Genomic DNA, 23071 nt, shown 5'->3' with positions numbered 1-23071 from the left:
GATACCGGTCAGGCTGGGGCGAGCGACATGAAGGTCATCATCTGCGGTGCCGGCCAGGTGGGATGGCAGATCGCGCGGCATCTTTCGGGCGAGCGTAACGACGTCACCGTCGTGGACAATAATCCCGATCTGGTGCGCCGGGCGACGGACACGCTGGACGTTCAGGGCATCACCGGCTTTGCCTCGTATCCGGATGTTCTGGATCGCGCCGGCGCGCGTGACGCCGACATGATCATCGCCGCGACCTATTCCGACGAGGTCAACATGGTGACCTGTCAGGTCGCGCATTCGGTCTTCGACATCCGGCGCAAGATCGCGCGGCTGCGCAGCCAATCCTATCTCGATGCGATCTACTCCGATCTCTACCGGCGCGATCACCTGCCCATCGACGTGGTCATCAGCCCCGAACGCGAGGTCGCGCAGGCCGCGCTGCAACGCCTGGCGGCCCCCGCCGCGTTCGACACCGAGACCTTCATGGGCGGGACCGCGCGCCTGATCGGCCTGCGCCTGGCCGAGGATTGCCCGGTGCTCAACACGCCGCTGCGGCAGTTGAGCGATCTGTTCTCGACGCTTCGGGTCGTGGTGCTGGCGGTGCGGCGCGAAGGGCGGCTCTTTTCGCCCGAGCCCGGCGACCAGCTGTTCGAGGGGGACGCGTGCTACCTCTTCGCGCCGGTCGAGGATGTCCCGCGCATGCTGGACGTGTTCGGCAAGGCGCAGAAGCGGCAGGACCGTGTGGTGATCGTCGGCGGCGGCAATATCGGGCTGGCCGTGGCGCAGGCGCTAGAGGCGCGCCCCGGCGGGCGCGTCCGCACCAAGGTGATCGAGATGAACCGCGCCCGGGCCGAACGTGCGGCCGATACGCTGGAACGGACCATCGTGCTCAACGGTGACGGGCTCAACACGGCGATCCTGACGGAGGCGGGGATCGCGCGGGCCGATGCCGTGCTCGCGGTGACCGATGACGACAAGACCAACATGCTGGCCGCCGTGCGCGCCAAGTCCGAAGGGTGCCCCTTTGCCATCTCGCTGGTGAACGATCCCACCATGGTATCGCTGCTCGATCCGTTGAACATCGACGCCTACATCAACCCGCGCGCCACCACGGTCAGCTCGATCCTGCGCCACATACGGCGCGGAAAGGTGCGCAGCGTCTATTCGATCGGTGATGCCGAGGCCGAGGTGATCGAGGCCGAGGTTCTGTCCACATCCTCGATCGCGGGGGCCACGCTGCGCGATATCGACTTTCCCGAAGGCGTGCTGGTGGGCGGCGTCAAGACGGGCGACAGGATCAGGAAGCCGCGCGGCGGCCTGCGCATCGAGGCGGGGGACGTGATCGTGATCTTCGCGCTCGCGGCCGATGTGGCGGCGGTCGAGAAGATGCTTCAGGTCTCGATCGATTATTTCTGATCCGATGTTCGCCCGGCTTCTGAGCTTTCCCCTCATCCTGATCCTCGCCGGTCTCGCGGCGCTGATGATGTTCCTGCCGGCGCTTGACGCGCTGATGCGCGACGATACCAGCGTTGCGCGCGCGTTTTTCTATTCCGGCCTGCTGGGGCTTGCCACCTTCCTGATGATCGGGCTGGCGATGTCGGGGCGTGGCTCGGCGCGCGACATGAGCGATACGCAGAACCTCGCCGCGCTTCTCATGGCCTATATCCTGTTGCCGCTCTACCTTGCGCTGCCCTTCTACGAGGGCCTGAAGACCACCACCTATCTCAATGCCTATGTCGAGATGGTGTCGAGCTTCACCACGACGGGCGCCACGTTCTTCGGGGCGCCGGGGCGGCTTGTGGACAGCCTGCACCTGTGGCGGGCGCTTGTCGGATGGGCCGGCGGGCTGCTGATCTGGATTTCCGCATCGGCGGTTCTGGCCCCGCTGAGCCTGGGGGGATTCGAGGTCACGGTCCGCGCCGAACCCGGGCAGGACGATGCACGTCTGGGCCGGTTCCAGCGCGCCAGCCCGGCGCGGCGACTGTCGCAGGTCACGCTGACGCTGGTGCCGATCTATGCGGGCCTGACCCTGCTGCTCTGGGTGCTGCTCATGGCGAATGGTGAACGGGCTTTCGTCGCGGCGGTACATGCGATGTCGACCCTTGCGACAAGCGGCATCTCGTCCGTCGGCGGCGTGCAGAACGGCGCGGCCGGGTTGTTGGGCGAAGTGGCGATCTTCGTCTTTCTCATCTTCGCGCTGACCCGTCTGACCTTTTCTTCCGATACCGTATCGACGGTGCCCGAGGGCGTGTTCAGGGACCCCGAATTCCGGCTGGCGCTGACGATTGTCGGCGTCGTGCCGCTGCTGCTGTTTCTGCGGCACTGGATCGCGGCGCTGGAGGTGTCGGACCCCGACGATATCGCACAGGCGCTGCGGGCCTTTTGGGGCGCGACCTTCACGGTGTTGTCGTTTCTGTCGACCGCGGGGTTCGAAAGCGCGGACTGGCAGGCCGCCCGTGACTGGTCCGGATTGCGGACACCGGGGCTGATCCTGATGGGCCTTGCGATGGTGGGCGGCGGCGTCGCCACCACGGCCGGCGGGGTCAAGCTGCTTCGAGTCTATGCGCTTTATCTGCACGGTCAGCGCGAGGTCGAGCGATTGATCCACCCCTCATCGGTGGGGCGTGCCTCGGGTCCGGGGCGGCGCATCCGGCGGCAGGGGGCGTATATCGCGTGGATCTTCTTCATGCTGTTCGCGTTGACCTTGACCGTGCTTACCGCGGTGCTTGCGTTGGCCGGCCAGAGCTTCGAGTCCGCCCTGATCCTCGCACTGTCGGGTTTGTCGACCACGGGCCCGCTGATCCATGCGGCCAGCGAAGAGCCGATCCGCCTTGTGCAACTGACGACCGGGGCCAAGCTGGCCTACGCGGCAGCGATGGTGCTGGGACGGCTGGAGACGCTTGCCCTGATCGCGCTTTTCAATCCGTCCATCTGGCGCGACTGAGGCAGGGCCCGCCGAGCGAGGCGGCAAGATTTTTGGCTGGAAACTCCGGCGTCGGCAAGACATACTCGTACCGGGCAAGTTTTTGCAGAGCGTGCCCGAATGCGGCACGTGCAAGAAAAAAGGCAGGGTAACGAATGGCTTCTGATCGACAAAATTTGCAGGACGCATTTCTCAATCAGGTGCGCAAGACAAAGATCCCGGTGACGGTCTTCCTGATCAACGGGGTAAAGTTGCAGGGTGTGATCACCTGGTTCGATAATTTCTGCATTCTGCTGCGCCGTGACGGTCAATCGCAACTGGTCTACAAACATGCCGTTTCGACAATCATGCCGTCGCAACCCGTGAACCTGTATGACGGCGACGAGGCGACGTGAGGGAAACCGCACGCCGAACGACGCGCGCCTGGGTCGTCCACCCCGATATCGCCACCGATCATCGTGACCGCGATCCCGACCTCGGCCTTGCCGAGGCGGTGTCGCTGGCGCAGGCGCTGCCTGATCTGAAGGTCGTCGGCGAGCAGATCGTGCGGCTGCGCAAGCCCGATGCGGGCCGGCTGTTCGGCAAGGGCAAGCGCGAGGAGCTGAAAGCGGCGATCGATGAGGCCGAGGCCGACCTCGTGGTGGTCGACGGCCCGCTCAGCCCCGTGCAGCAGCGCAACCTGGAACGCGCATGGGACGTCAAGGTACTGGACCGCACCGGGCTGATCCTCGAGATCTTCAGCGACCGCGCCGCCACGCGAGAAGGTGTGCTGCAGGTCGAGATGGCCGCGCTCAGCTATCAGCGCACCCGTCTGGTGCGCGCCTGGACCCATCTCGAGCGGCAGCGCGGCGGGCTGGGTTTTGTCGGCGGCCCCGGCGAGACGCAGATCGAGGCCGACCGCCGCGCCATCGACGAGCAGCTCGTCCGCCTGCGCCGCCAGCTGGACAAGGTGGCCAAGACCCGCACCCTGCACCGGGCCGCGCGCGCCAAGGTGCCGTTCCCCATCGTGGCCCTCGTCGGGTACACGAATGCCGGCAAGTCCACCCTGTTCAATCACCTCACCGGGGCCGATGTCATGGTCGAGGACATGCTTTTCGCCACGCTCGACCCCACCATGCGCCGGGTGGCGTTGCCACATGGCGGCCCGGAAGTGATCCTGAGCGACACTGTGGGCTTCATCAGCGATCTGCCCACGGAACTGGTGGCGGCCTTCCGCGCCACGCTGGAAGAGGTGCTCGAGGCCGATCTGATCTGCCATGTCCGCGACATCTCGCATCCCGAGACCGCGGCGCAAGCCCGCGACGTGGCAACGATCCTGGACAGTCTGGGGGTCAAGGACACGACACCGCAGATCGAGGTCTGGAACAAGATCGACCGGCTGGACGAAGCCGCGCGCGGCGCAACACTGACACAGGCCGCGCGGCTCGACGATGTGCAGGCGGTGTCGGCGGTGACCGGGCAGGGGGTCGAGGATCTGGTGACGGCGATCTCGCACGCCCTGTCGGCGATGCGCCATGTCAGCAACGTGCATCTTGCATTTGATGAGGGCCGCAAACGTGCTTGGTTATACGAGAAGGATCTCGTCGAGCACGAGCAACAGACCGAGGACGGATTCGAGTTGACCGTGCGGTGGTCTGTGCGCCAGCAAGAGCAGTTCAACGATATCTGAGACGGGGTGGCCGCCTGTTGCGCGGCCTCGTCTCCGCGCCAAGAGGCAGCGGCGTGACCGTAGCCCGATTGCCTGTTCACGCGGCGGACAGGACATCGGGATTTTGCCCGTTGGCCAGGCTGCCGCGCGACAAAGCGCGGTCCGTTCGCAGGACCATGAAGATGCGCCAGCCCCGTTTGCCGGGGGGGCACGGACGCCTGTGAGGCCGTGCCCGACGCCCCCATGCCTAGCCGCGTTTTCGCGCCACCTTGCGCTTGGCCTTCGCCGCCTTGCGCTTGGCCTGGGCCACCTTGCGTTGCGGCGGTTTGCCCCGTCGCGCACCGCGACCGCCCTTGGGCATCGTCTCGCCCTCGATGCTGACAAGGTCCAGCGCGATCCCGCCCGAGACCGGCGTGGCCTCGGCCAGCTTCACGGTCACGCGCTGTCCAAGACCGATCGTCAGGCCCGTATCGGCCCCCATCAGCGTGCCCGCCTCGCGGTCGAAATGAAAGAACTCGCGCCCGAGGGAGCGCACGGGCACCAGGCCGTCGGCCCCTGTCTCGTCAAGGCGCACGAATACGCCGAACTTGGCCACGCCGCTGATCTTGCCGGTGAAGCTTTCGCCGACGCGCTCTGACAGGAAGGCGGCGAGATAGCGGTCGTTGGTGTCGCGCTCGGCCACCATGGACCGGCGTTCGGTTTCCGAGATGTGCTGCGCCGTGGCATCGAGGTTTTCGACCTCTGCCGAACTCAGCCCGTCCTCGCCCCAGCCATGCGCCGAGATCAGCGCGCGATGCACGATCAGGTCGGCATAGCGCCGGATCGGCGAGGTGAAATGTGCGTAGGCCCTCAATGACAGGCCGAAATGCCCGAAATTCTGCGGCGCGTAATAGGCCTGTGTCATCGCCCGCAGCGTGGACATGTTGATCACCTCTGAGTGATCGGTGTCCCGCGCGGCAGCCAGCAGCGCGTTGAGATGCGCGGTCCGCAGGACCTGCCCCTTGGCCAGCACCAGCCCCGCCGCCTCGGCCACCTCGCGCAGCGTGTCCAGCTTTTCCGGGGTCGGTTCCTCGTGCACCCGGAACAGCAGCGGCGATTTGCGCGCCACCAGTGTCTCGGCGGCGGCCACGTTGGCCAGAACCATGCATTCCTCGATCAGCTTGTGTGCCTCCAGCCGATCGGCGAACTTCACCGACAGGACCTTGCCCTCGTCGCTCAGCACGACCTTGCGCTCGGGCAGATCGAGATCCAGCGGCTGCCGATTGTGGCGCGCCGTTTGCAACGCCGCATGCATGGAATAAAGCGGGCGGATCACATCGTCGAGCAGCGGGGCACAGGCCGCGTCCGGATCGCCATCCGCGGCTGCCTGCACCTGCTGGTAGGTCAGCGATGCGGCGGATTGCATCAACCCGCGCACGAAACGGTGGCCGATCTTTTCGCCGTTGCGGTCGATCTGCATGCGCACCGCAAGACAGGCGCGCGGCACCCCTTCGTGCAGCGAACACAGGTCGCCCGACAACCTGTCGGGCAGCATCGGCACCACGCGGTCCGGGAAATAGCTGGAATTGCCGCGCCGCCGTGCCTCGGCATCCAGCGCCGTACCGGGGCGCACGTATTGTGCCACATCCGCGATGGCCACCCAGATCACGTGGCCACCCTCGTTTTCAGGGTCGTCATCGGCCTTGGCGAAGATCGCGTCGTCATGGTCGCGCGCGTCCCAGGGGTCGATCGTGATCAGCGGCAGATTGCGCAGATCCTCGCGGTCGTCCAGACCGGCAGGGGTCATCGCGTCCGCCTCGGCGATCACGTCATCGGGAAATTCGTCCGGGATGCCGTGCTGATGAATCGCGATCAACGAGACGGCCTTGGGCGCCGACGGATCGCCCAGCCGGTCGAGAACCCGTGCGCGCGGCAGGCCAAGCCGGCCCTTGGGCCCCGCCTGTTCGGCCTCGACAAGCTCGCCATCGCGTGCGCCGCCCGTCGCGTCGCTGCGCACCAGCCATTCCTTGCCGTCGCCCTTGTCGATGGGCACGATGCGGCCGCCTTCCTCACCGGTGCGGAAGATCCCCAGCACCTTGCGCGGATTGGCCCCGATCCGCCGGATCAGCCGCGCCTCGTAGTGATGCGCCTCGCCCTTGACCTCTTGCAGTCGCGCGAGGATGCGGTCGCCCTGTCCCAGGGCCGGGTCCGTGGCACGTGGCAGCATCAGCACGACAGGTTCGACCCCGGTCCCCTGCCATTCGAGGGGCCGCGCCAACAACTCGCCATCCGGCGTCTGGTCAGAGACCTGCAACACGCTGACCGGGGGCAGGCGGTCGGGATCGCGATAGGTCTTCTGGCGCTTTTCCAAATGCCCCTCGTCCTCGAGCTCCTTCAGCAGGCGCTTGAGGTCGATTCGCGCCGCGCCCTTGATCCCGAAGGCCTTGGCGATGTCACGTTTCGAGGTGAGGGTCGGGTTGTCCGAAATCCATTGCAGGATCTCGACCTTGCTGGGCATGTCACTCATCTGTACGACGTATCACGGCGCGAACCGGGCGTCATCCCGGTATTCTGGGGCCGGTTGCCTTGGATTGCAAGATATCGCAGCAAGTCCTGTGCCCCGAACCCCATTCATTGACATGAAAACCGGTGTCGCGTTGGCGTGTCATGGCAAGCTGCGGCCATGGGCCATCCTGCACCCGTCGGCGTGTTCGAGAACGGGTGTTCGATTGCGGCCGTGGCGTATGGAACGGGCCACAGCTCCTGCGGCATCCATGTGGGTCGAATCGCCGTTTCGCCGTCGGATCCGGGCGACGTGACCCTCCGGGCAGGCGCAGGCTGCGGGTCGGTGGGTCCACCTTGGCCGATGCCGCATCTTCGCCCGTGTCTTAGGCCCGTCTTGGCGGGCCGTGACACGCACCGCGACCCGCCCGCGCCGACCATGACCCGTTGCGATATGGTACGGATGCCCTGTGAAGTTCTGCGCGTGTCACCTCTTGCGGCCGCTTGCACGAGCCTCGGGATTGATCGGATCAGGTGCCGACCGGCTCGCAGGTTTCGCCGCAGGGCGCGCGTTCGATCTGGATCGTGGCGTGGTCGATGCCAAAGTTATGCGCCAGCGTGTCGGTGACGTGATCGAGAAAGGTGTCCGGGGCGTCGCCCTGCCAGACGACATGCGCCGCCAGCGCCGTGCGCGTGGTCGACAGCGCCCAGATATGCAGATCGTGCACATCCTCGACGCCGTCCTGTGCCGCCAGCCAGTCGGCCACGGCATCCCGGTCGATCGCATGCGGTACGCCGTCAAGCTCCAGTCGCATCGAGTCGCGCAATAGGCCCCATGCCGTCACGGCGATCAGCAGGCTGACCGCGATCGCCACGGCCGGGTCGAGCCAGTGCCAGCCGGTCATCATGATTCCCGCCGCCGCGAGTACCACCGCGCCCGACACGGCGGCATCGGCGGCCATGTGCAGGAATGCGCCCTTGGCGTTCAGGTCGTCCTTTTGCGATTTCATGAACAGAAGCGCGGAACCGGCGTTTATCCCGATCCCGACCAACGCCACCAGCAGAATCGTCAGTCCCGGAACCTCGACAACGGTCTGGAACCGCCATGCGGCTTCCCAGATCACAATGACGACGCCGATCAGGATTGCCGTCGCGTTCAGCATGGCCGCAAGGATCGTCGCGCGACCGTATCCGAAGGTGTAGGTGGCGCTTCCGGCGCGCCTGGCCAGCACCGCAGCCCCCCACGCGATCAGCAGCCCCGCCACATCGGTCAGGTTATGCGCGGCATCGGCCAGCAGTGCGAGTGACCCGGTCAGAATTCCGGCAACCACCTCGACGATGACGTAAACGGTATTCAGCCCGACGGCCCATTGAAAGGCCGGGCCAAGATCGGCGGGCGGTGTGGGGGCATGATCATGGGGCACGGGCTATTCCCACTCCATCCACTTATAGGTGGTCTGCGCGTTGCGGCTGGCAAGACTCAAAGCACGGATCATGCCGGCGGCCAGCCGTCGGGCATGAATCCGCGGCATCGCTCCGAAAACACTGAGATATTGACCGTTTCTCGGGCGGTGCATCGGGTGCAGGAGCATCAGCACCGCAAAGGCAGATGGCGTGCTCGGTATCATATCCGCCATGCATACACGCGCCATTGGTATCCGCAAGCGGCGTCAACCTCGGCAAGGCACCGTATCCCGGACGGGCAGGGAGATGGCTCGCCGCGCCACTGGTTTGGTTGACGTCTGACCGTATATCGTCGATGAACGATTCCAGTATCGTCAAAAGTCGATAAAGAGGACAGGATGCCAACCTCGATGCCATACCCCCGGTCGCGCCCCATGCGAAGCGAACCGGAGCAGATCGCGGCGGTCGCCAAGGCACTCGCGCATCCCGTGCGGGTCGAGATCGTCACGGTTCTGATGTCACGCGAGGGGTGTATCGCCGGGGATATCGTGGATGCGATCGGCCTTGCACAATCCACCGTCTCCGAACACCTGCGCATCCTCAAGGCCGCCGGCGTCATCACCGGAACGATCGAGCATCCGCGCATCTGCTATGCGCTCAACCCCGAGGCGGTCGTACCCCTTCGGACGCTGCTGGCAGAGGTGGCCGCGCACACCCGACGGCCCGTCGCAGCCTGTTACACACCCGAACCACGCGCCGCCGTCACCGCGTCCGACACGCCCGCGGCGAAGCCCCATCCGAACATGAAGGACTGATCGCACATGCCTGTATTCGAACGATATCTTTCTGTCTGGGTCGCGCTTGCGATCGTCGCCGGGCTTGGCCTTGGCCAGGTCGCACCGGGGATCGTGAATTTTCTGGCGAGCCTCGAATACGGGTCCGTCAATTTCGTGGTCGCGGTGCTGGTCTGGTTCATGGTGTACCCGATGATGGTGGCGGTCGATTTCTCGTCGCTGGCGCGAATCCATGAACGGCCCAAGGGACTGGTGATCACGCTGACGGTCAACTGGCTGATCAAGCCGTTCACCATGGCCGCGCTCGGCGTGGTGTTCTTCGAATGGATCTTCGCGCCGTTCATCACGCCGGGCACCGCCGGGCAGTACATCGCCGGCATGATCCTGCTGGGGGCTGCGCCCTGCACGGCGATGGTGTTCGTATGGTCGCAACTGACCAAGGGCGATCCCAACTACACGCTGGCACAGGTGTCGCTGAACGACGCGATCATGGTCTTTGCCTTCGCGCCGATCGTGGCGCTTCTGCTGGGGGTCACCGATATCTCGGTGCCCTGGGCGACGCTGGTGCTGTCGGTCGGGCTTTACGTGGTGATCCCGCTCATCGCCGGCATCCTCACCCGGGTGGTGATGACGCGCCGCGCGGCCACGAAAGCCGAGGCCGAGGCGGCGGTGGACGCCTTCACCGGGCGGGTGAAACCGCTGTCGGTGCTGGGGCTTCTCGCCACGGTGGTGCTTCTGTTCGGGTTCCAGGGCGAGGTGATCCTGAACCGGCCGCTGGTCATCTTGATGATCGCGGTGCCGCTCTTGATCCAGTCCTACGGGATCTTCGCGGTGGCCTATTGGGCCGCGAAGGCGTGGCGGGTGCCGCACAAGGTCGCCGCCCCCTGCGCGATGATCGGCACCTCGAATTTCTTCGAACTGGCGGTCGCCGTGGCCATCGGCCTGTTCGGTCTGAACTCCATCGCGGCGCTGGTGACCGTGGTGGGCGTGCTGGTCGAGGTTCCGGTGATGCTGTCGCTCGTGTGGTTCGCCAATCGGACGGCGCATTGGTTCCCGGCCGAAGAAACCGCCATCCGCAAGCCCCGACCAAGGGAACAGACCTGAGATCGCGCGCGGGACGCATCCCAGGTGTCTGTCCCGATCATGCTGTTGCATCCGCCGGGGCGTGGCATCGGCGGGCGATGGCGCACGGCGTCGATTTCATCGCGGCCGATACGGCCGTGACGGTGTTGCGCTTGTCCGGCTTGACATTCGACGGGCCCGCTCCTTTGCTGGTGGTCGCGCAGGAAGCGCCAAGTACGGGTTGGACAGATGATCGAGATCGAAAACGTTACCAAGACATTCGGAAGCGGTGCCGACGCCTTTACCGCGCTCGATGACGTATCGGTCACGATCAGTTCCAACGAGTTCTTCACCCTGCTGGGCCCGTCCGGCTGCGGCAAGACCACGTTGCTGCGCGTCATCGCCGGGTTCATCGACCCCAGCCGTGGCAGCGTGACGCTCGACGGCGAGGATCTTCTGACCCGCCCGCCTTACAAGCGGCCCGTCAACACCGTCTTCCAGTCCTACGCGCTGTTCCCGCACATGACGGTGGTGCAGAACATCGCCTTTGGGCTGGAAATGCTACGCAAGCCGAAACGCGAGGTGACCGACACCGTCGACGAGATGCTGAATCTGGTGCGCATGACCGAGATGGCCGACCGAACTACCGACCAGATCTCGGGCGGCCAGCAACAGCGCGTGGCGCTGGCGCGCGCGCTCGCGCCGCGCCCCAAGGTCCTGCTTCTGGACGAGCCGCTCTCGGCGCTCGATTTCAAGCTGCGCAAGGACATGCAGCTGGAACTCAAGCGCCTGCAGCACGAGACCGGGATCACCTTCATCTTCGTCACCCATGACCAGGACGAGGCGCTGACCATGTCCGACCGCGTCGCGGTGATGAACGCGGGCCAGATCCGCCAGATCGGCAGCCCGCGCGACATCTACATCCACCCCGCCGAACGCTTCGTTGCAGATTTCATCGGCGATACCAACTTCCTGCCCGTCGATCTGCTGGGCACGACCGGCGATGCGGCCCGCGTGCGGCTGGCCTCCGGGGCAGAGGTCGAGGGCCGCGCGGCCCAGAACATGCAAGCGGCGGGCGGGTCGGTGACCATGGCGGTGCGCCCCGAACACGCCACGCTGGAGCCGCCCGAGGATGCGATGCTGTCGGGGCGGCTGGCCAACGTGATCTATGTCGGCACCGACACGCATTACCATGTCGAGCTGGTCCACGGCGGGCGCTTCGTCATCCGCCAGCAGAATTCGCCCGGCCAGACCCAGGACTGGCACGAGGGCCAGCAGGTCGGCGTGGCCTTCGCGCCTGGCGTCGGCCAGGTCCTGAAGGACTGACGCGATGACCGATCACGCCACCCATTACGCAACCGGCCTCGCCGCCTCGCGCGCCCGCCGAATCCGCAACACCCGCGCGCTGCTGCTGGCACCGGCCATGCTGATCCTGCTGGTCGCGGCCACCGGGCCGTTGCTGATCGTGCTGGTCTACTCGTTCCTGACCCCCGGAGATTACGGCGGCGTGGTGTGGGACTTCTCGACCAAGGCGTGGATGAACGTCGTGGTCGAGCGCGACTTCTTCACCGGCGAATTGCAACTGGCCGACGCGCATCTGTCGGTCCTCTGGCGGTCGGTCAAGCTGTCAATCCTGACGATGATCCTCGCCTTCCTCTTCGGCTTTCCCACAGCCTATTTCATCGCCACCCGGCCTCGCGGACAGCGAGACGTGTGGATGCTGCTGATCATGATCCCGTTCTGGACGAACCTGCTGATCCGGACCTTCGCGATCATGGAACTCATCCGCAACCAGGGCACGCTCAATACCGTGCTGATCTGGCTCGGCGTGATCGAACAGCCGATCCAGATGCTGTTCACCGAATTCTCGCTGCTTCTGGGCATGACCTATGTCTACCTGCCGCTGATGATCCTGCCGATCTACGCCTCGATGGAGCGTCTGGATTTCAGCCTCGTAGAGGCCGCCTACGACCTTTACGCCACAAGGCTCGAGGTGCTGCGCAAGGTGATCTTCCCGCTGGTCAAGCCCGGCGTGGTGGCGGGCTCGATCCTCGTCTTCGTGCCGTGCCTAGGGGCCTATGTCACCCCGCGGGTGCTGGGCGGCGGCAAGCAGTTGATGCTCGGCAACCTGATAGAGCTGCAATTCGGGCAGTTGCGCAACTGGCCGCTGGGGGCGGCGCTGTCGCTGACGCTGCTGGTGTTGGTGTCGGTCGCGCTGCTGTTCTACGTGCGCGCCATCGGGCGCGAGGGCGAACGCCATGTCTAAGCGCGGCTTCGATGTCCGCCGGCAGCCCGGCTTCACCACGGTGGCGCTGTTCTGCTTCGTGGTGCTCTACTTGCCGATCATCCTGCTGGTGATCTACTCGTTCAACGCCGGCAGCTCGATCGCCATCTGGGAAGGGTTCTCGTGGCGTTGGTACGTCTCGGCATGGGACAATGAAAAGGTGCAGGCCGCCACCATGCGGTCGCTGATCCTCGCCGTCTCGGCCTCGGCGCTGGCCGCGACCGCGGCGGTACTGGCGGCACTGGCCACCACCCGCACGACGCCCTGGCGCGGCCAGACGCTGGCCTTCGCGCTGATCAACCAGCCGCTGATGGTGCCGGAAATCGTGACCGCCGTCGCCCTGCTGATCTTTTTCGCGATGATCAAGGTCTGGACCGGCTATACCGGGCTTTGGTACCTGATCCTTGCGCATGCGGCGTTCTGCCTGCCCTTTGCCTACATGCCGATCCGCGCGCGGCTGCAGGGGATGGATCTCAGCCTCGAACAGGCGGCGTCGGATCTTTACGGCACGCCCTTTCAGGTGTTTCGTCGCATCACCCTGCCGCAGCTTTTCCCCGGCATCCTTGCCGGTGCGATGCTGGCCTTCGTCATCTCGCTGGATGACGTGGTTATCACCGAATTCGTAAAGTCCGCCGGGCAGGATACCCTGCCCACCTACATGCTGGGGCAGTTGCGCCGCGTCATCACCCCCGAGATCAATGCGATTTCCACCGCACTTCTTGCTGTCTCGGTTATACTGGTGACGGGCTTTTTCCTGCTCAGCCGCAAAAAGAAATAACCCCATCCAACAGGAGGATCCACCATGAGACATCTATACGCCACCACCGCCGTGCTGGCCGTCGCCGGCACCGCCGCCCTCGCCGAGGGCGAGCTCAACATCTACAACTGGGGCAACTACACCAGCCCCGAGATGATCGAGAAGTTCGAGGCAGAGACCGGCATCGACGTCACGATCACCGATTACGACAGCAACGACACCGCGCTTGCCAAGATCAAGGCCGGCGGTCACGGCTTCGACATCGTGGTGCCCTCGGGCACCTATGTGCCGATCTTCATCGGTGAGGGGCTGCTCATGAAATCGAACCCCAACGAGATGGAGAATTTCGAACACATGTCCGAACGGTGGGTCGATGTCGAATTCGATCCGGGCCGCGAATACACCGTGCCGTGGCAATGGGGCACCGTGGGCGTGACCGTCGACACCGCGGTCTACGACGGCAATATCCACACCGCCGGTCTGATCTTCGACCCGCCAGAGGAGTTGCAGGGCAAGATCAACGTCGTGCCGGAAATGAACGACGTCATGGGCATGGCGATCCAGTACATGGGCGGCGAGCAGTGCACCGGTGACAAGGCGCTTCTGGAAAAGGTGCGCGACAAGGTGGTCGAGGCCAAGCAGCACTGGCTGTCGATGGCGTACGGCAACATCGAGAAATTCGCCAAGGGCGATCTCGCCGCCGGCGTGAACTGGAACGGGGCCTCGCTGCGCTCGCGCCTCCAGAACGAGGATATTCAGTTCGGCTACCCGCAAGAGGGCTTCCCGATCTGGATGGACAACGCCGCGATCCTCGCCGATGCCGAGAATGTCGAGAACGCGCGCACCTTCCTCAACTTCATCATGGCGCCCGAGAACGCCGCGATGCTGTCGAACTTTGCGCGCTACGCCAACGGCATCGACGGGTCCGAGCAGTACATGGACGAGGTCATGGCGAACGCTCCCGAGGTGATCATCCCTGACGAGCTTGCCGATGCGGGGTACCTGTCCAAGACCTGCCCGCCCGAGGTGCAGACGATCTACAGCGCGATCTGGACCGAAGTTCAGAAATGATCGCACCCCTCGCGGCCCCGCCTTGTGCGCGGGCCGCGAGGACCCCTTGCCGACCCCGAAATTGAGGCCCGCATGACCCAGCCGCCAGATACAGTGATCCTCAACGGTCGCCTCGTCACCTTCGATCCCGACCGCCCCCACGCCGAGGCGCTGGCGATCGCCGGGGGGCTGATCGCGGCGGTCGGCACCACATCGGAGATCCGCGCACTGGCCGGTCCCGGCACAAGGGTATTCGACGCGGGCGGCGCGACCGTGCTGCCGGGCTTCATTGACAGCCATGTGCATCTTTTCGGTGGCTCGGTAGAGCTTGGGTATCTCGACCTCTACGGCGTCACCGGCGAAGACGCGCTGACCCAAAAGGTCCGCGACTGGGCCGCAGATTGCCCCGACGACACCGTCGTCTTCGCCGTGCAGGCCGATTACGCGATCCTGGGCCATGGCCGTGCCACCACCCGCCACGATCTCGACCGGGTGCTGCCCGACCGACCCTTCGCGATGTTCGCTCCCGATCACCACACGATCTGGGCCAACACCAAGGCGCTTGACGCGGCGGGCCTGCTGCATGGCGCTGTCGTGGACAAGGGCGCGCAAATCGTGATGGGCGAGGACGGTCTGGCCACCGGCGAATTGCAGGAACCCTCGGCCTACGCGCCGGTCCTGCGTCTGACGCGCCATGCCGGGCGCGACATGATGGGGCTGATCACCGGCGCCGATCCCGAGCCGCCCGCGACACCCGCCGAACGCGCCCGCGACAAGGCGGCGATCGCGCGCGGCATGAAACACTGTGCCAGCCACGGCATCACCGGGCTGCACAACATGGATGGCAATTTCTACCAGCTTGACCTGCTGTCGGAAATGGAGGCCGAGGGCACGCTTCTCTGCCGCACCGAGATACCCTTTCATTACAAAAGCTTCGACCCGCTCGACCGCTTTGACGAGGCCGCCGAGATGCGGCGCCGGTATGATACCGACATGCTGTGGTGCAACCGGGTCAAGATGTTCATGGACGGTGTCACCGAAAGCCGCACCGCGCTGATGCTGCGGCCCTATCCCGGCACCGATCACGTCGGCGACGCGGTGTTCGACCCCGACCATTTCAACGCCGCCTGCATCCGCGCCGACGCCATGGGGTTCCAGATCGCAACCCATGCCATCGGCGATCTGGCGATCCGCCGTACGCTTGACGGCTATGAGGCGGCGCGCACAGCCAACGGGGTGCGCGACGCGCGCCACAGGGTCGAGCATATCGAGGTGCTGCATCCCGACGATCTGCCGCGCTTTGGCACACTCGACGTCGTCGCATCGATGCAGCCCGGCCACGCGCCTTTTGGTGGCATTTTTCCCGCGGCGGGCATGTCGGACCTGCTGCATGATGACCAGATCCCGCTGACCTTTGCCTGGCGCGATCTGCGCCGCGTTGCGCCGCGGCTGTGCTTTTCCACCGATTGGCCGGTCATCGGGGTCGAGGTCATGCCAAGCGTCAAGGCCGCCGTCGCACCGCTGACTCTGGGCGCGCCGTGGCGCGACCAGAGTCAGGGGCTCATGGAGACGCTCAAGAGCTACACGGCCGACAATGCATGGCTGGAATTCAACGAACACCGCAAGGGCATGCTGCGGCGCGGCATGATGGCCGATGTCGTGGTCATGTCCGACGATCTCGCGTCGATGCCGCCGTCCGACCTTGACCGGGCCCGCGCGACGCTGACCCTGTGCGCCGGGCGTGTCACCTGGGAGGCCTAAGCACCGCTGCGGCCTGCCGTTGATGAGGCGCGGCGCCCGGCCGTTCAGCCATCTGCGCCGGATTTCAGAACCCGCTTGCCGTCGGTAGCCACGTCGACAGGACCGGGACGAAGGTGATAAGCAGCAACGCTGCCGCCAATGCAAGGAAGAAGGGCGGCATTTCCCCGATCAGGACCGACGGTTTCAAGCGCACTGTCGAAGAAACGACGAAGATCAGGCTGCCGACCGGCGGTGTGGTCAGGCCGATGGTCAGGTTGACGATCACCACGATCGCGAAATGGTTGGGGTCGATGCCAAGGGCCAGACTGATCGGTGCAAGGATCGGCACAAGGATCATCACCCCCGGCAGCGGGTCCATGAACAGGCCGAAGGCAAGCAGCAGCACGTTGACGCAAAGCAGAAACACCAGCGGCGACAGGTCCCAGGCGATGATCGTCTCGGCCAGGAATTGCGGGATGCTCTCGATGATCAGGACCCAGGCAAAGGCCCGCGCCGCGCCCAGAATCAGCAGCACCGCCCCAGAGGTCAGCGCCGCGCGCAGGATGATGTCGGGCAGGTCGCGCAGGTGCAGCGACCGGTAGACGAACATGCCGACCACAAGCGCGTAGAACACCGCGATCACCGATGCCTCGGTGGGTGTGAAGATGCCAAAGCGGATGCCGCCGACGATCAGCAGCACCAAAAAAAGCGCTGGCAGCGCGTAAAAGGCAAGGCGGGCGATCTCGCGCAGTGGGGGCATGGCCGCGCCCGACGCATAGCCGCGCACGTGACTGACGCGCGCATTCGCCACCAGCACCAGCACGGTGATCAGCAGCCCCGGCAGCACGCCGGCCATGAAGAGCGATCCGACCGAAACCTGCTGGTCCTGCATGGCGTAGATGATCATGGTGATCGAGGGCGGGATGATCGGCCCGACGACGGAACTGGCGATGGTCAGCGCCCCGGCATAGGCGCGGTCGTAGCCGCCCTTTTCCATCATCCGGATCATCATCGTGCCGGGACCGGCGGCATCGGCCAGCGCACTGCCGGAAATGCCCGCGAACATCGCCGAACTGACGACATTGGCATGCCCCAGCCCGCCGCGCATGTGCCCCACCAGCGATTGCGCAAGGCGCAGGATCGCCAGCGTCACGGCACCGCCTGTCATGATCTCGGCGGCGAGGATGAAGAACGGCACCGCCAGCAGCGGAAAGCTGTCGAGGCCCGCGAACATCTCCTTGACCACCACGATATGCGGATAGCTCGACCCGAAGCTGAGCGCGGCGAAGACCGCGATCGCCATCGCGAAGGCCACCGGCAGGCCGAGCGCCAGCAGGATGAAGAGCGCCGGGAACAGGATCTCAGCCATTGGGTTCACCCGGCAACGCGCCGGTCTCTGTCTCGTCGCGCCGCTTGTAGTCGCCCGCGCTGATAAAGCCGCGTGCAATGATCAGAAGGTGGATGATGAGCAGGCCAAAACCGATCGGCATCGCGGCATAGACATAGACGAAGGGGATGCGCAGCGCCGGTGTCGACTGGAACTGCATGCGCTGCGCGTATTGCAGGCCGACATGGACCATGAACCCGAAAAAGATCAGCAGCCCCACGACGATGGCCGCACGCATCAGTTTCTGCCCGGTGTCGGGCAATACCTCCTGCAACCGGGTGATGGCCACGTGGCCACCCGTGCGCAGGATCAGCCCCGCTCCGGTGAAGGTCAGCCATATCATCAGGTAGCGCGCCACCTCGTCGGCCCATGCAACGGAATGTCCGGTCAGGTAGCGCGACGTGATGTTCGCCCCGATCACAAGGGTCATGGCCGACAGCATGACGATTAGGGCCCAGGCATTCAGGAAAACGAATGCGCGTTCCAACCGTTTCAAGGCGCGCCCCCGGCAGACAAGCCGGCGCCATGGCGGCGCCGGCGGTGACGTATCACTCGAAATTCACGATCGCGTCGACCAACTCCTGGCCGTAGGTCTCGTAATAGTCGTCATAGGCCGAGGCGATCGACTCCTGAAAGCGGGTCTTTTCCTCGGCCGACAGCGCGTTGACGGTCATGCCCCGGTCTTTCAGCGTTTCCACGCCGCTGGTCTCGACATCATCGACATAGCCGCGCATCGCCGTCACGGCCTCTGCCGCGGCGGTCTCGAACGCGGCTTTCTGCGAGTCGTCGAGCCCCTCCCAGAATGGCTTGGACACCAGCAGCATTGCCGGGGAATAGACGTGGCCCGAAAGCGTCAGGTATTCCTGCACTTCGTCAAGCTTCACGGACACGATCACCGAAAGCGGGTTTTCCTGTCCGTCGATCACGCCCTGCTGCAGTGACGAGATCACCTCGGGCCAGGCCATCGGGGTGGGGGCTGCGCCCATGGCGTTGAACGCCTTGAGATGCACGGGGTTTTCCATCGTGCGGATCTTCAGCCCCTCGACATCGGCCGGCGTCTCGATCGGGTTGCGGTTGTTGGTGATGTGGCGGAAACCCTGCTCGCCCCAGGCCAGCCCGTGCAGACCGACGCTGTCGAACCTGGCCAGAATGTCCTGCCCGATCGGCCCGTCGAGCACGGCGCGCGCGTGCGCCAGATCGCGGAACAGGAAGGGGATGTCGAAGACGCCGGTTTCCGGGACGAAATTCGCCAGCGTGCCCGAGGACACGATGGTCGCCTCGATGGTGCCGATCTGCAGCCCCTCGATCACTTCCCGCTCGCCGCCAAGACCCGACGACGGGAAATGAGTGAACTCGAACTGGTCGCCGGTCTCGGAAAGCACGACCTCTTCGAACGTGTTGGCGGCGACGCCGTAATGGCTGTCGGTGGCAAGGGCGTAGGCAATCTTGATCTCGGTCTGGGCAAAAGCCGGCAGGCCAAGCGCAACGAGAGAACCGGCTACGGCAATGCGGCTGAAAACGAATGTCATGGATTTCCTCCCACTATGTGTCATCTGTCATTATCCAAGGGGGTTTTGCGTGGCAACCCCGCCCACGCGACGGCGGGTCAGGTGCGACACGCGCGGACCTGTGCCGACAGTCGGGCCCGTCGGACGCGATCTTCGACAACCGGATCGCTTGGTTCGGCGGCATGAGGGTGTCGGAGGCGACGCAGCCAAAAGAACCCGTGAGTGTGAACGCCAAGCCCAGGAATCTGCCGGCCACCTAGATCCAGGGCCCGGCCGCGATAAAGGCCCTGATGTTGAAGGCTATTAAAAATCAATGCTTTGACTGATGCAGTGGTGCCCCAAGACGGACTTGAACCGCCGACCTACTATTTACGAAACAGTTGCTCTACCGACTGAGCTATTGGGGCGCTGAGTGTGTCGTTTAAACATTCGAGAGAACGCCCGCAAGTGGGGAAGATACCGGTTGCACCGTGTTTTTGACGCGCGATTGTCGTCGCGGGTGCCGGCGTGTTCGGGGTGCCGAACGCATGCCCCGGTGATCTTATGGGATGTGCCGTGCGCGACGCTGTGGGAGCGGCCGACGATGCAGCGTCGGCCTGCGGTACGGCCACCGGACATGCGGCGGATCCTTGGTCTGACTGACCCTTTTGTCTTGCAGCGCCGATGCGACCTGTCCCTTGCGCCGGGGCGTGTTACTTCATATCACCTTCAGGCATCGCAGACAGGAAACCGAAGCCATGCAGACCTCTTACCGCCACACGCCCGCTCGACCAGGTGCAAGGACCGGCCGGCTGGTCATCATGGGTGCCGTTGCCACCATCGTTGCGCTGTCTGGCGATGCCTCGGGGGCGCAGGACGCGGACACCGGCCCGACCCTCGCGGTCGAACTGAACAAGCTGGAACAGACGGGCGCGGCCTGCCGCAGTTACATGGTGCTGTCGAACCGTACCGAGACGCCGCTCGACACGCTGTCGCTCGACCTCGTGGTGTTCGACACGGACGGTGTGATCGAACGGCGTCTCGCGGTGGCGCTCGGGCCGCTGGATGCGGGGCGCACGCAGGTCAAGGCGTTCGACATGGCCGAACTTGACTGCGACATTGTTGGGCGCGTCCTGCTGAACGAGGTGCTGACATGCAGCCCCGACCGTGTCGATCCGACCACGACATGCGATGCCGCGCTGCAGGTGTCGGGCCGGGGCAATGTCGACTTCATTCGGTGATGAAAGGCTGACGTGATGGATTCCGAACTCACCATCGATGCCTCCGACACGCCAGGGGTGACATCAGGCGGTCAGGCCGGATCGACATCGGACACCGCCCTGCCGCCTGACATCCGCCCGACAGATCCCGTCCCCGCCGATCCCGGCCCCCAGGACGTCATGACACAGGTCCTGACGGCACTCGCGCAGGCCCGAGAGACGCTGGCGGCGGGCGGACCGGTGGCCTGGCTGCTCGCGGCGCTTTCCGTGCTGTCGCTTTGCCTGATCCTCGGCAAGATCTGGCATCTCGCGCGCGTTCGCCCCGCGCCCTGCGCCCGCCTGCGCGCGGCGGTGTCGCAGTGGCGCGGCGGGGCGCGGGACGCGGCGCTCGTCAGCATCGCGCGTGGCCGTTCGCTGCCGGCGCGCGCCGCGCATGGCGCGATGGCCGATCTGGCCGCCGGCATACCAGAGGCGCGCGCCCGCGAAGAGGCGTGGCGCGTGGCCGGGGATGCGCTGGACGGTTTGCGCAACTGGATGCGCCCGCTCGAGGTGATCGCGGCAACCGCGCCGCTGCTGGGGCTTTTCGGCACCGTTCTGGGGATGATCTCTGCCTTCGCCCAGCTTGAGGCGGCGGGCAGCCGCGTCGATCCGGCGGTCCTGTCGGGCGGCATATGGGAGGCGCTTCTGACCACCGCGCTCGGCCTCGCCGTGGCGATCCCGACGCTTGCGGCGGTCAACTGGATCGACCGCCGGATCGAGCGTAGCGCGCACGCCACCGAATCGGCCCTGTCGGCGATCTTTGCGGCGGCGCCGCCCGCGCCGGCCGCGGCGACCACCGAGGCGTGGCATGCCGCGGCTGAATGACCGCGTCCGGCCGCCCCTGCGCATCAGCCTGACACCGCTGATAGACGTGGTGTTCATCCTGCTGGTATTCTTCATGCTGGCCTCGAACTTTCAGGACTGGCGGGCGATCCCGCTTCGGGCCTCGGGCAGCGGTGCCGGCGGCGAGATGCGCGGCGCGGTGCTGGTCGAAGTGACGGCGCAGGGCCTGCGGTTCGCCGGCGAGACGGTGCCGATGCTCGCGCTTGTCGACCGACTGCGTGCGCGGCGCGCGGATGATCCGGATGCGGCGCTGCTGATCCTGCCGCGCGACGGTGTGGACACCGGCGCGCTGGTGGATGTGCTTGATCGGCTGGCGCGTGCGGGGCTGCGCAACCTGACCGTCGTGGGGACGGGATCATGAGGTGGCGGACCGACCCGGCGCCCCGGCGCCTGACCCGCCCGCGCCCGCCCGAGGATGCGGATGCGCGCATACTGCCGCTGATCAACATCGTGTTCCTGCTGCTCATCTTCTTTATGGTCGCCGGCCGGCTGAGCACGGGCGACCCGTTCGAGGTCGCCCCGCCCGAGGCTGCCAGCGCGGACACCGCGCGGCTTGACGGGGTCGAGATCCTGATGGGACCGACAGGTGATCTGGCGCTTGACGGCCAGGAGATGGACCGCGCGGCGTTGCTGGACCGGCTGGGCCGGCGCCTGAGGGCGACACCCGACCTGCCGGTGCGCCTGCGCGCCGACCGGACCGGAGAGGCGCGCGCGCTGGTGGCCGTCCTGCAGGCGTTGCGGGGTCTTGGCGCGCGTGAGGTCACCCTGATCACCCTGCCGGCGGACCGATGAGCCTGTCGCGGCCCGATAGCGTGCCGGCGATGCCTTCGGCCTTGCCACGCGGGGGCGTGGCTGTCGTGGTGGTGCTGGCGGTCGGGCTGCATCTGGCGGGTGCCGCGTTCGTGTACGTAACCTTGCCGCGCGGCGGTGCCGTCGCCGACGGGCAGGGCGGCCTGACGGTCGGGCTGGGTCCTGCCGGGCGGGCCCCCGGTGCGGTCGATCCCGTCGAGGCCGAACCGGTGGACCCCGTGACGCCGGATGCGGCTGCGCCCGTGATGGCCGCCGACGTGACAAACGAGTCCGCGCCATCCATGCCCCCGGAGGTGTCGGCAGAGACCGTACCGACCGCGCGGACCCCCGGCCCGGTGCCCGCGCCGGGATCGCCGCAGGTCGAAACGGCGGTTCCGACGGAACCCGTGGCGCCGGTCGTGCCCCCGTCGGCGGCCGATCCTGCCATACCCGCTGCTCAGGTCGTCGCGCCGGACACCTCTGCCCGAACGATCCCCGACGTGGCGGCGACTGATCCGGTCGTCGCAACAGTGCCGCGCGGGGCCCCCGGCGTGTCGCGCAGACCCGTCTCGCGCCCCCGATCCGTTGAAGAGGCCGGACAAAGCTCTGCGGTCGACCGGGCCGGGGCAGCGCCTGCGCAACGTCGCACCGAAGGCTCCGTGCCCGAGCGCCGCGCCCCGGCCGGTCAACAGGGCCGGAGCGGCGCGTCGCAGGGCGACACGCGCGGCAGCGGCGATGACGCGCAGGGCGGTGGCCGCCCCGGCGCACGCGCGGATTTCGCCGCGACGGTCGCGGCGCGTCTTGCGCGGGCCAAGCAGTATCCGCGCCGCGCACAAAGCGCCGGTCTGGAGGGGACCGGCACCGTCTGGTTCCGCATGAACGCCGCCGGGCAGGTCACGGCCGCGCGCCTGACACGCGGCACCGGGCACACGGTGCTCGATCAGGCGATCATGGACACCTTGCGCCGCGCCCGACTGCCGCGCATCCCCGGCGCCCTTGATCGCGCGCAGATGGAGTTCTCGGTGCCGATGTCCTTTACCCTACGGTGACAGCCCGGCCCGGCGGCGCGGATCGGTTAGGCACGCGTCACGGTGGGCCGGGTCTGATCGGGCCGGGGCCGCGCATTGCGGCACGACCGTACTTACCCACAAGATATTGCTGTCATCCGCAAT

Annotated in this window: 22 protein-coding genes and 1 tRNA gene; 16 read left to right on the top strand and 7 right to left on the bottom strand. The window is 65.9% G+C overall.

Going from position 1 to position 23071, the window contains the following annotated elements; genetic code table 11:
• Positions 1-27: 27 nt before the first annotated feature.
• From trkA to hflX, 4 genes are all read left to right on the top strand, one after another.
• A complete protein-coding gene (trkA, locus tag ACROSR_RS07175) occupies positions 28-1407 on the top strand; it encodes a Trk system potassium transporter TrkA (RefSeq protein ID WP_432683504.1) in 1380 nt (459 codons plus the stop codon).
• Positions 1408-1411: 4 nt separating this feature from the next.
• Positions 1412-2935, top strand: coding sequence for a TrkH family potassium uptake protein (locus ACROSR_RS07170; protein WP_432683503.1), 1524 nt, complete (start codon positions 1412-1414; stop codon positions 2933-2935).
• 134 nt (positions 2936-3069) lie between these two features.
• On the top strand, positions 3070-3309 hold the full coding sequence (hfq, locus tag ACROSR_RS07165; RefSeq protein WP_336419469.1) for an RNA chaperone Hfq: 240 nt from the start codon (positions 3070-3072) through the stop codon (positions 3307-3309).
• Positions 3306-4583: a GTPase HflX gene (gene hflX, locus ACROSR_RS07160; protein ID WP_432683500.1), complete on the top strand. Its 1278-nt coding sequence runs from the start codon at positions 3306-3308 to the stop codon at positions 4581-4583. The genes hfq and hflX overlap by 4 nt, the downstream gene beginning before the upstream one ends.
• Before the next feature lie 226 nt (positions 4584-4809).
• Here hflX and rnr read toward each other — a convergent pair whose 3' ends face one another.
• From rnr to ACROSR_RS07145, 3 genes are all read right to left on the bottom strand, one after another.
• Positions 4810-7068 (bottom strand): ribonuclease R, encoded by a 2259-nt coding sequence (rnr, locus tag ACROSR_RS07155; RefSeq protein WP_432683498.1) that lies wholly within the window; start codon positions 7066-7068, stop codon positions 4810-4812.
• Between the two features lie 505 nt (positions 7069-7573).
• Positions 7574-8467: a cation diffusion facilitator family transporter gene (locus ACROSR_RS07150; RefSeq protein WP_432683496.1), complete on the bottom strand. Its 894-nt coding sequence runs from the start codon at positions 8465-8467 to the stop codon at positions 7574-7576.
• A gap of 3 nt (positions 8468-8470) precedes the next feature.
• Positions 8471-8680 carry a hypothetical protein gene (locus tag ACROSR_RS07145; RefSeq protein WP_432683494.1) on the bottom strand — a complete coding sequence of 70 codons (210 nt, stop codon included), beginning with the start codon at positions 8678-8680 and terminating at the stop codon, positions 8471-8473.
• 201 nt (positions 8681-8881) lie between these two features.
• On the opposite strand from ACROSR_RS07145, the gene ACROSR_RS07140 reads away from it, so the two are divergent.
• The 7 genes from ACROSR_RS07140 (at position 8882) to ACROSR_RS07110 (ending at position 16155) form a co-directional block, all read left to right on the top strand.
• Positions 8882-9262, top strand: coding sequence for an ArsR/SmtB family transcription factor (locus tag ACROSR_RS07140; RefSeq protein ID WP_432683492.1), 381 nt, complete (start codon positions 8882-8884; stop codon positions 9260-9262).
• Between the two features lie 6 nt (positions 9263-9268).
• Complete coding sequence (arsB, locus tag ACROSR_RS07135; RefSeq protein ID WP_432683490.1) at positions 9269-10345, top strand: ACR3 family arsenite efflux transporter; 1077 nt, start codon at positions 9269-9271, stop codon at positions 10343-10345.
• 207 nt (positions 10346-10552) lie between these two features.
• Positions 10553-11629, top strand: coding sequence for an ABC transporter ATP-binding protein (locus tag ACROSR_RS07130; protein WP_432683489.1), 1077 nt, complete (start codon positions 10553-10555; stop codon positions 11627-11629).
• A 4-nt stretch (positions 11630-11633) separates the two neighbouring features.
• A complete protein-coding gene (locus ACROSR_RS07125) occupies positions 11634-12569 on the top strand; it encodes an ABC transporter permease (protein WP_432683487.1) in 936 nt (311 codons plus the stop codon).
• A complete protein-coding gene (locus ACROSR_RS07120; RefSeq protein WP_432683485.1) occupies positions 12562-13365 on the top strand; it encodes an ABC transporter permease in 804 nt (267 codons plus the stop codon). Before ACROSR_RS07125 ends, ACROSR_RS07120 begins: the two co-directional genes overlap by 8 nt.
• A 24-nt stretch (positions 13366-13389) precedes the next feature.
• Positions 13390-14415: an ABC transporter substrate-binding protein gene (locus ACROSR_RS07115; protein WP_432683483.1), complete on the top strand. Its 1026-nt coding sequence runs from the start codon at positions 13390-13392 to the stop codon at positions 14413-14415.
• A 72-nt stretch (positions 14416-14487) separates the two neighbouring features.
• Positions 14488-16155, top strand: coding sequence for an amidohydrolase (locus ACROSR_RS07110; protein WP_432683481.1), 1668 nt, complete (start codon positions 14488-14490; stop codon positions 16153-16155).
• A 64-nt stretch (positions 16156-16219) separates the two neighbouring features.
• On the opposite strand, the gene ACROSR_RS07105 is transcribed toward ACROSR_RS07110, so the two are convergent.
• From ACROSR_RS07105 to ACROSR_RS07090, 4 genes are all read right to left on the bottom strand, one after another.
• Positions 16220-17503 carry a TRAP transporter large permease gene (locus ACROSR_RS07105; RefSeq protein WP_432683479.1) on the bottom strand — a complete coding sequence of 428 codons (1284 nt, stop codon included), beginning with the start codon at positions 17501-17503 and terminating at the stop codon, positions 16220-16222.
• Positions 17496-18017, bottom strand: coding sequence for a TRAP transporter small permease (locus tag ACROSR_RS07100; protein WP_432683477.1), 522 nt, complete (start codon positions 18015-18017; stop codon positions 17496-17498). The genes ACROSR_RS07105 and ACROSR_RS07100 overlap by 8 nt, the downstream gene beginning before the upstream one ends.
• Positions 18018-18069: 52 nt before the next feature.
• The gene (locus ACROSR_RS07095) at positions 18070-19050 is read right to left on the bottom strand and encodes a TRAP transporter substrate-binding protein (protein WP_432683476.1); all 981 of its coding nucleotides are present in this window, start codon (positions 19048-19050) and stop codon (positions 18070-18072) included.
• Positions 19051-19360: 310 nt separating this feature from the next.
• Positions 19361-19436, bottom strand: a tRNA-Thr gene (locus tag ACROSR_RS07090).
• A gap of 330 nt (positions 19437-19766) precedes the next feature.
• Between ACROSR_RS07090 and ACROSR_RS07085 the strand changes: the two genes are divergently transcribed.
• The 5 genes from ACROSR_RS07085 to ACROSR_RS07065 are packed head-to-tail and all read left to right on the top strand — an operon-like array spanning position 19767 to position 22948.
• Entirely contained in the window at positions 19767-20249 is a 483-nt protein-coding gene (locus ACROSR_RS07085; protein ID WP_432683475.1) for a hypothetical protein, read from the top strand.
• A gap of 15 nt (positions 20250-20264) precedes the next feature.
• A complete protein-coding gene (locus ACROSR_RS07080; protein WP_432683473.1) occupies positions 20265-21092 on the top strand; it encodes a MotA/TolQ/ExbB proton channel family protein in 828 nt (275 codons plus the stop codon).
• Positions 21076-21471: an ExbD/TolR family protein gene (locus ACROSR_RS07075; RefSeq protein ID WP_432683471.1), complete on the top strand. Its 396-nt coding sequence runs from the start codon at positions 21076-21078 to the stop codon at positions 21469-21471. Before ACROSR_RS07080 ends, ACROSR_RS07075 begins: the two co-directional genes overlap by 17 nt.
• Positions 21468-21902: an ExbD/TolR family protein gene (locus ACROSR_RS07070; protein ID WP_432683469.1), complete on the top strand. Its 435-nt coding sequence runs from the start codon at positions 21468-21470 to the stop codon at positions 21900-21902. Before ACROSR_RS07075 ends, ACROSR_RS07070 begins: the two co-directional genes overlap by 4 nt.
• The gene (locus ACROSR_RS07065) at positions 21899-22948 is read left to right on the top strand and encodes an energy transducer TonB family protein (protein ID WP_432683467.1); all 1050 of its coding nucleotides are present in this window, start codon (positions 21899-21901) and stop codon (positions 22946-22948) included. The genes ACROSR_RS07070 and ACROSR_RS07065 overlap by 4 nt, the downstream gene beginning before the upstream one ends.
• Positions 22949-23071: the final 123 nt, after the last annotated feature.

It is taken from the genome of Roseovarius tibetensis (assembly GCF_050896375.1).
GTDB classification, from domain to species: Bacteria; Pseudomonadota; Alphaproteobacteria; order Rhodobacterales; family Rhodobacteraceae; genus Roseovarius; species Roseovarius tibetensis.
Note: the sequence above shows the minus strand (reverse complement) of the source record. Positions and strands in the feature narration are given on the sequence as shown.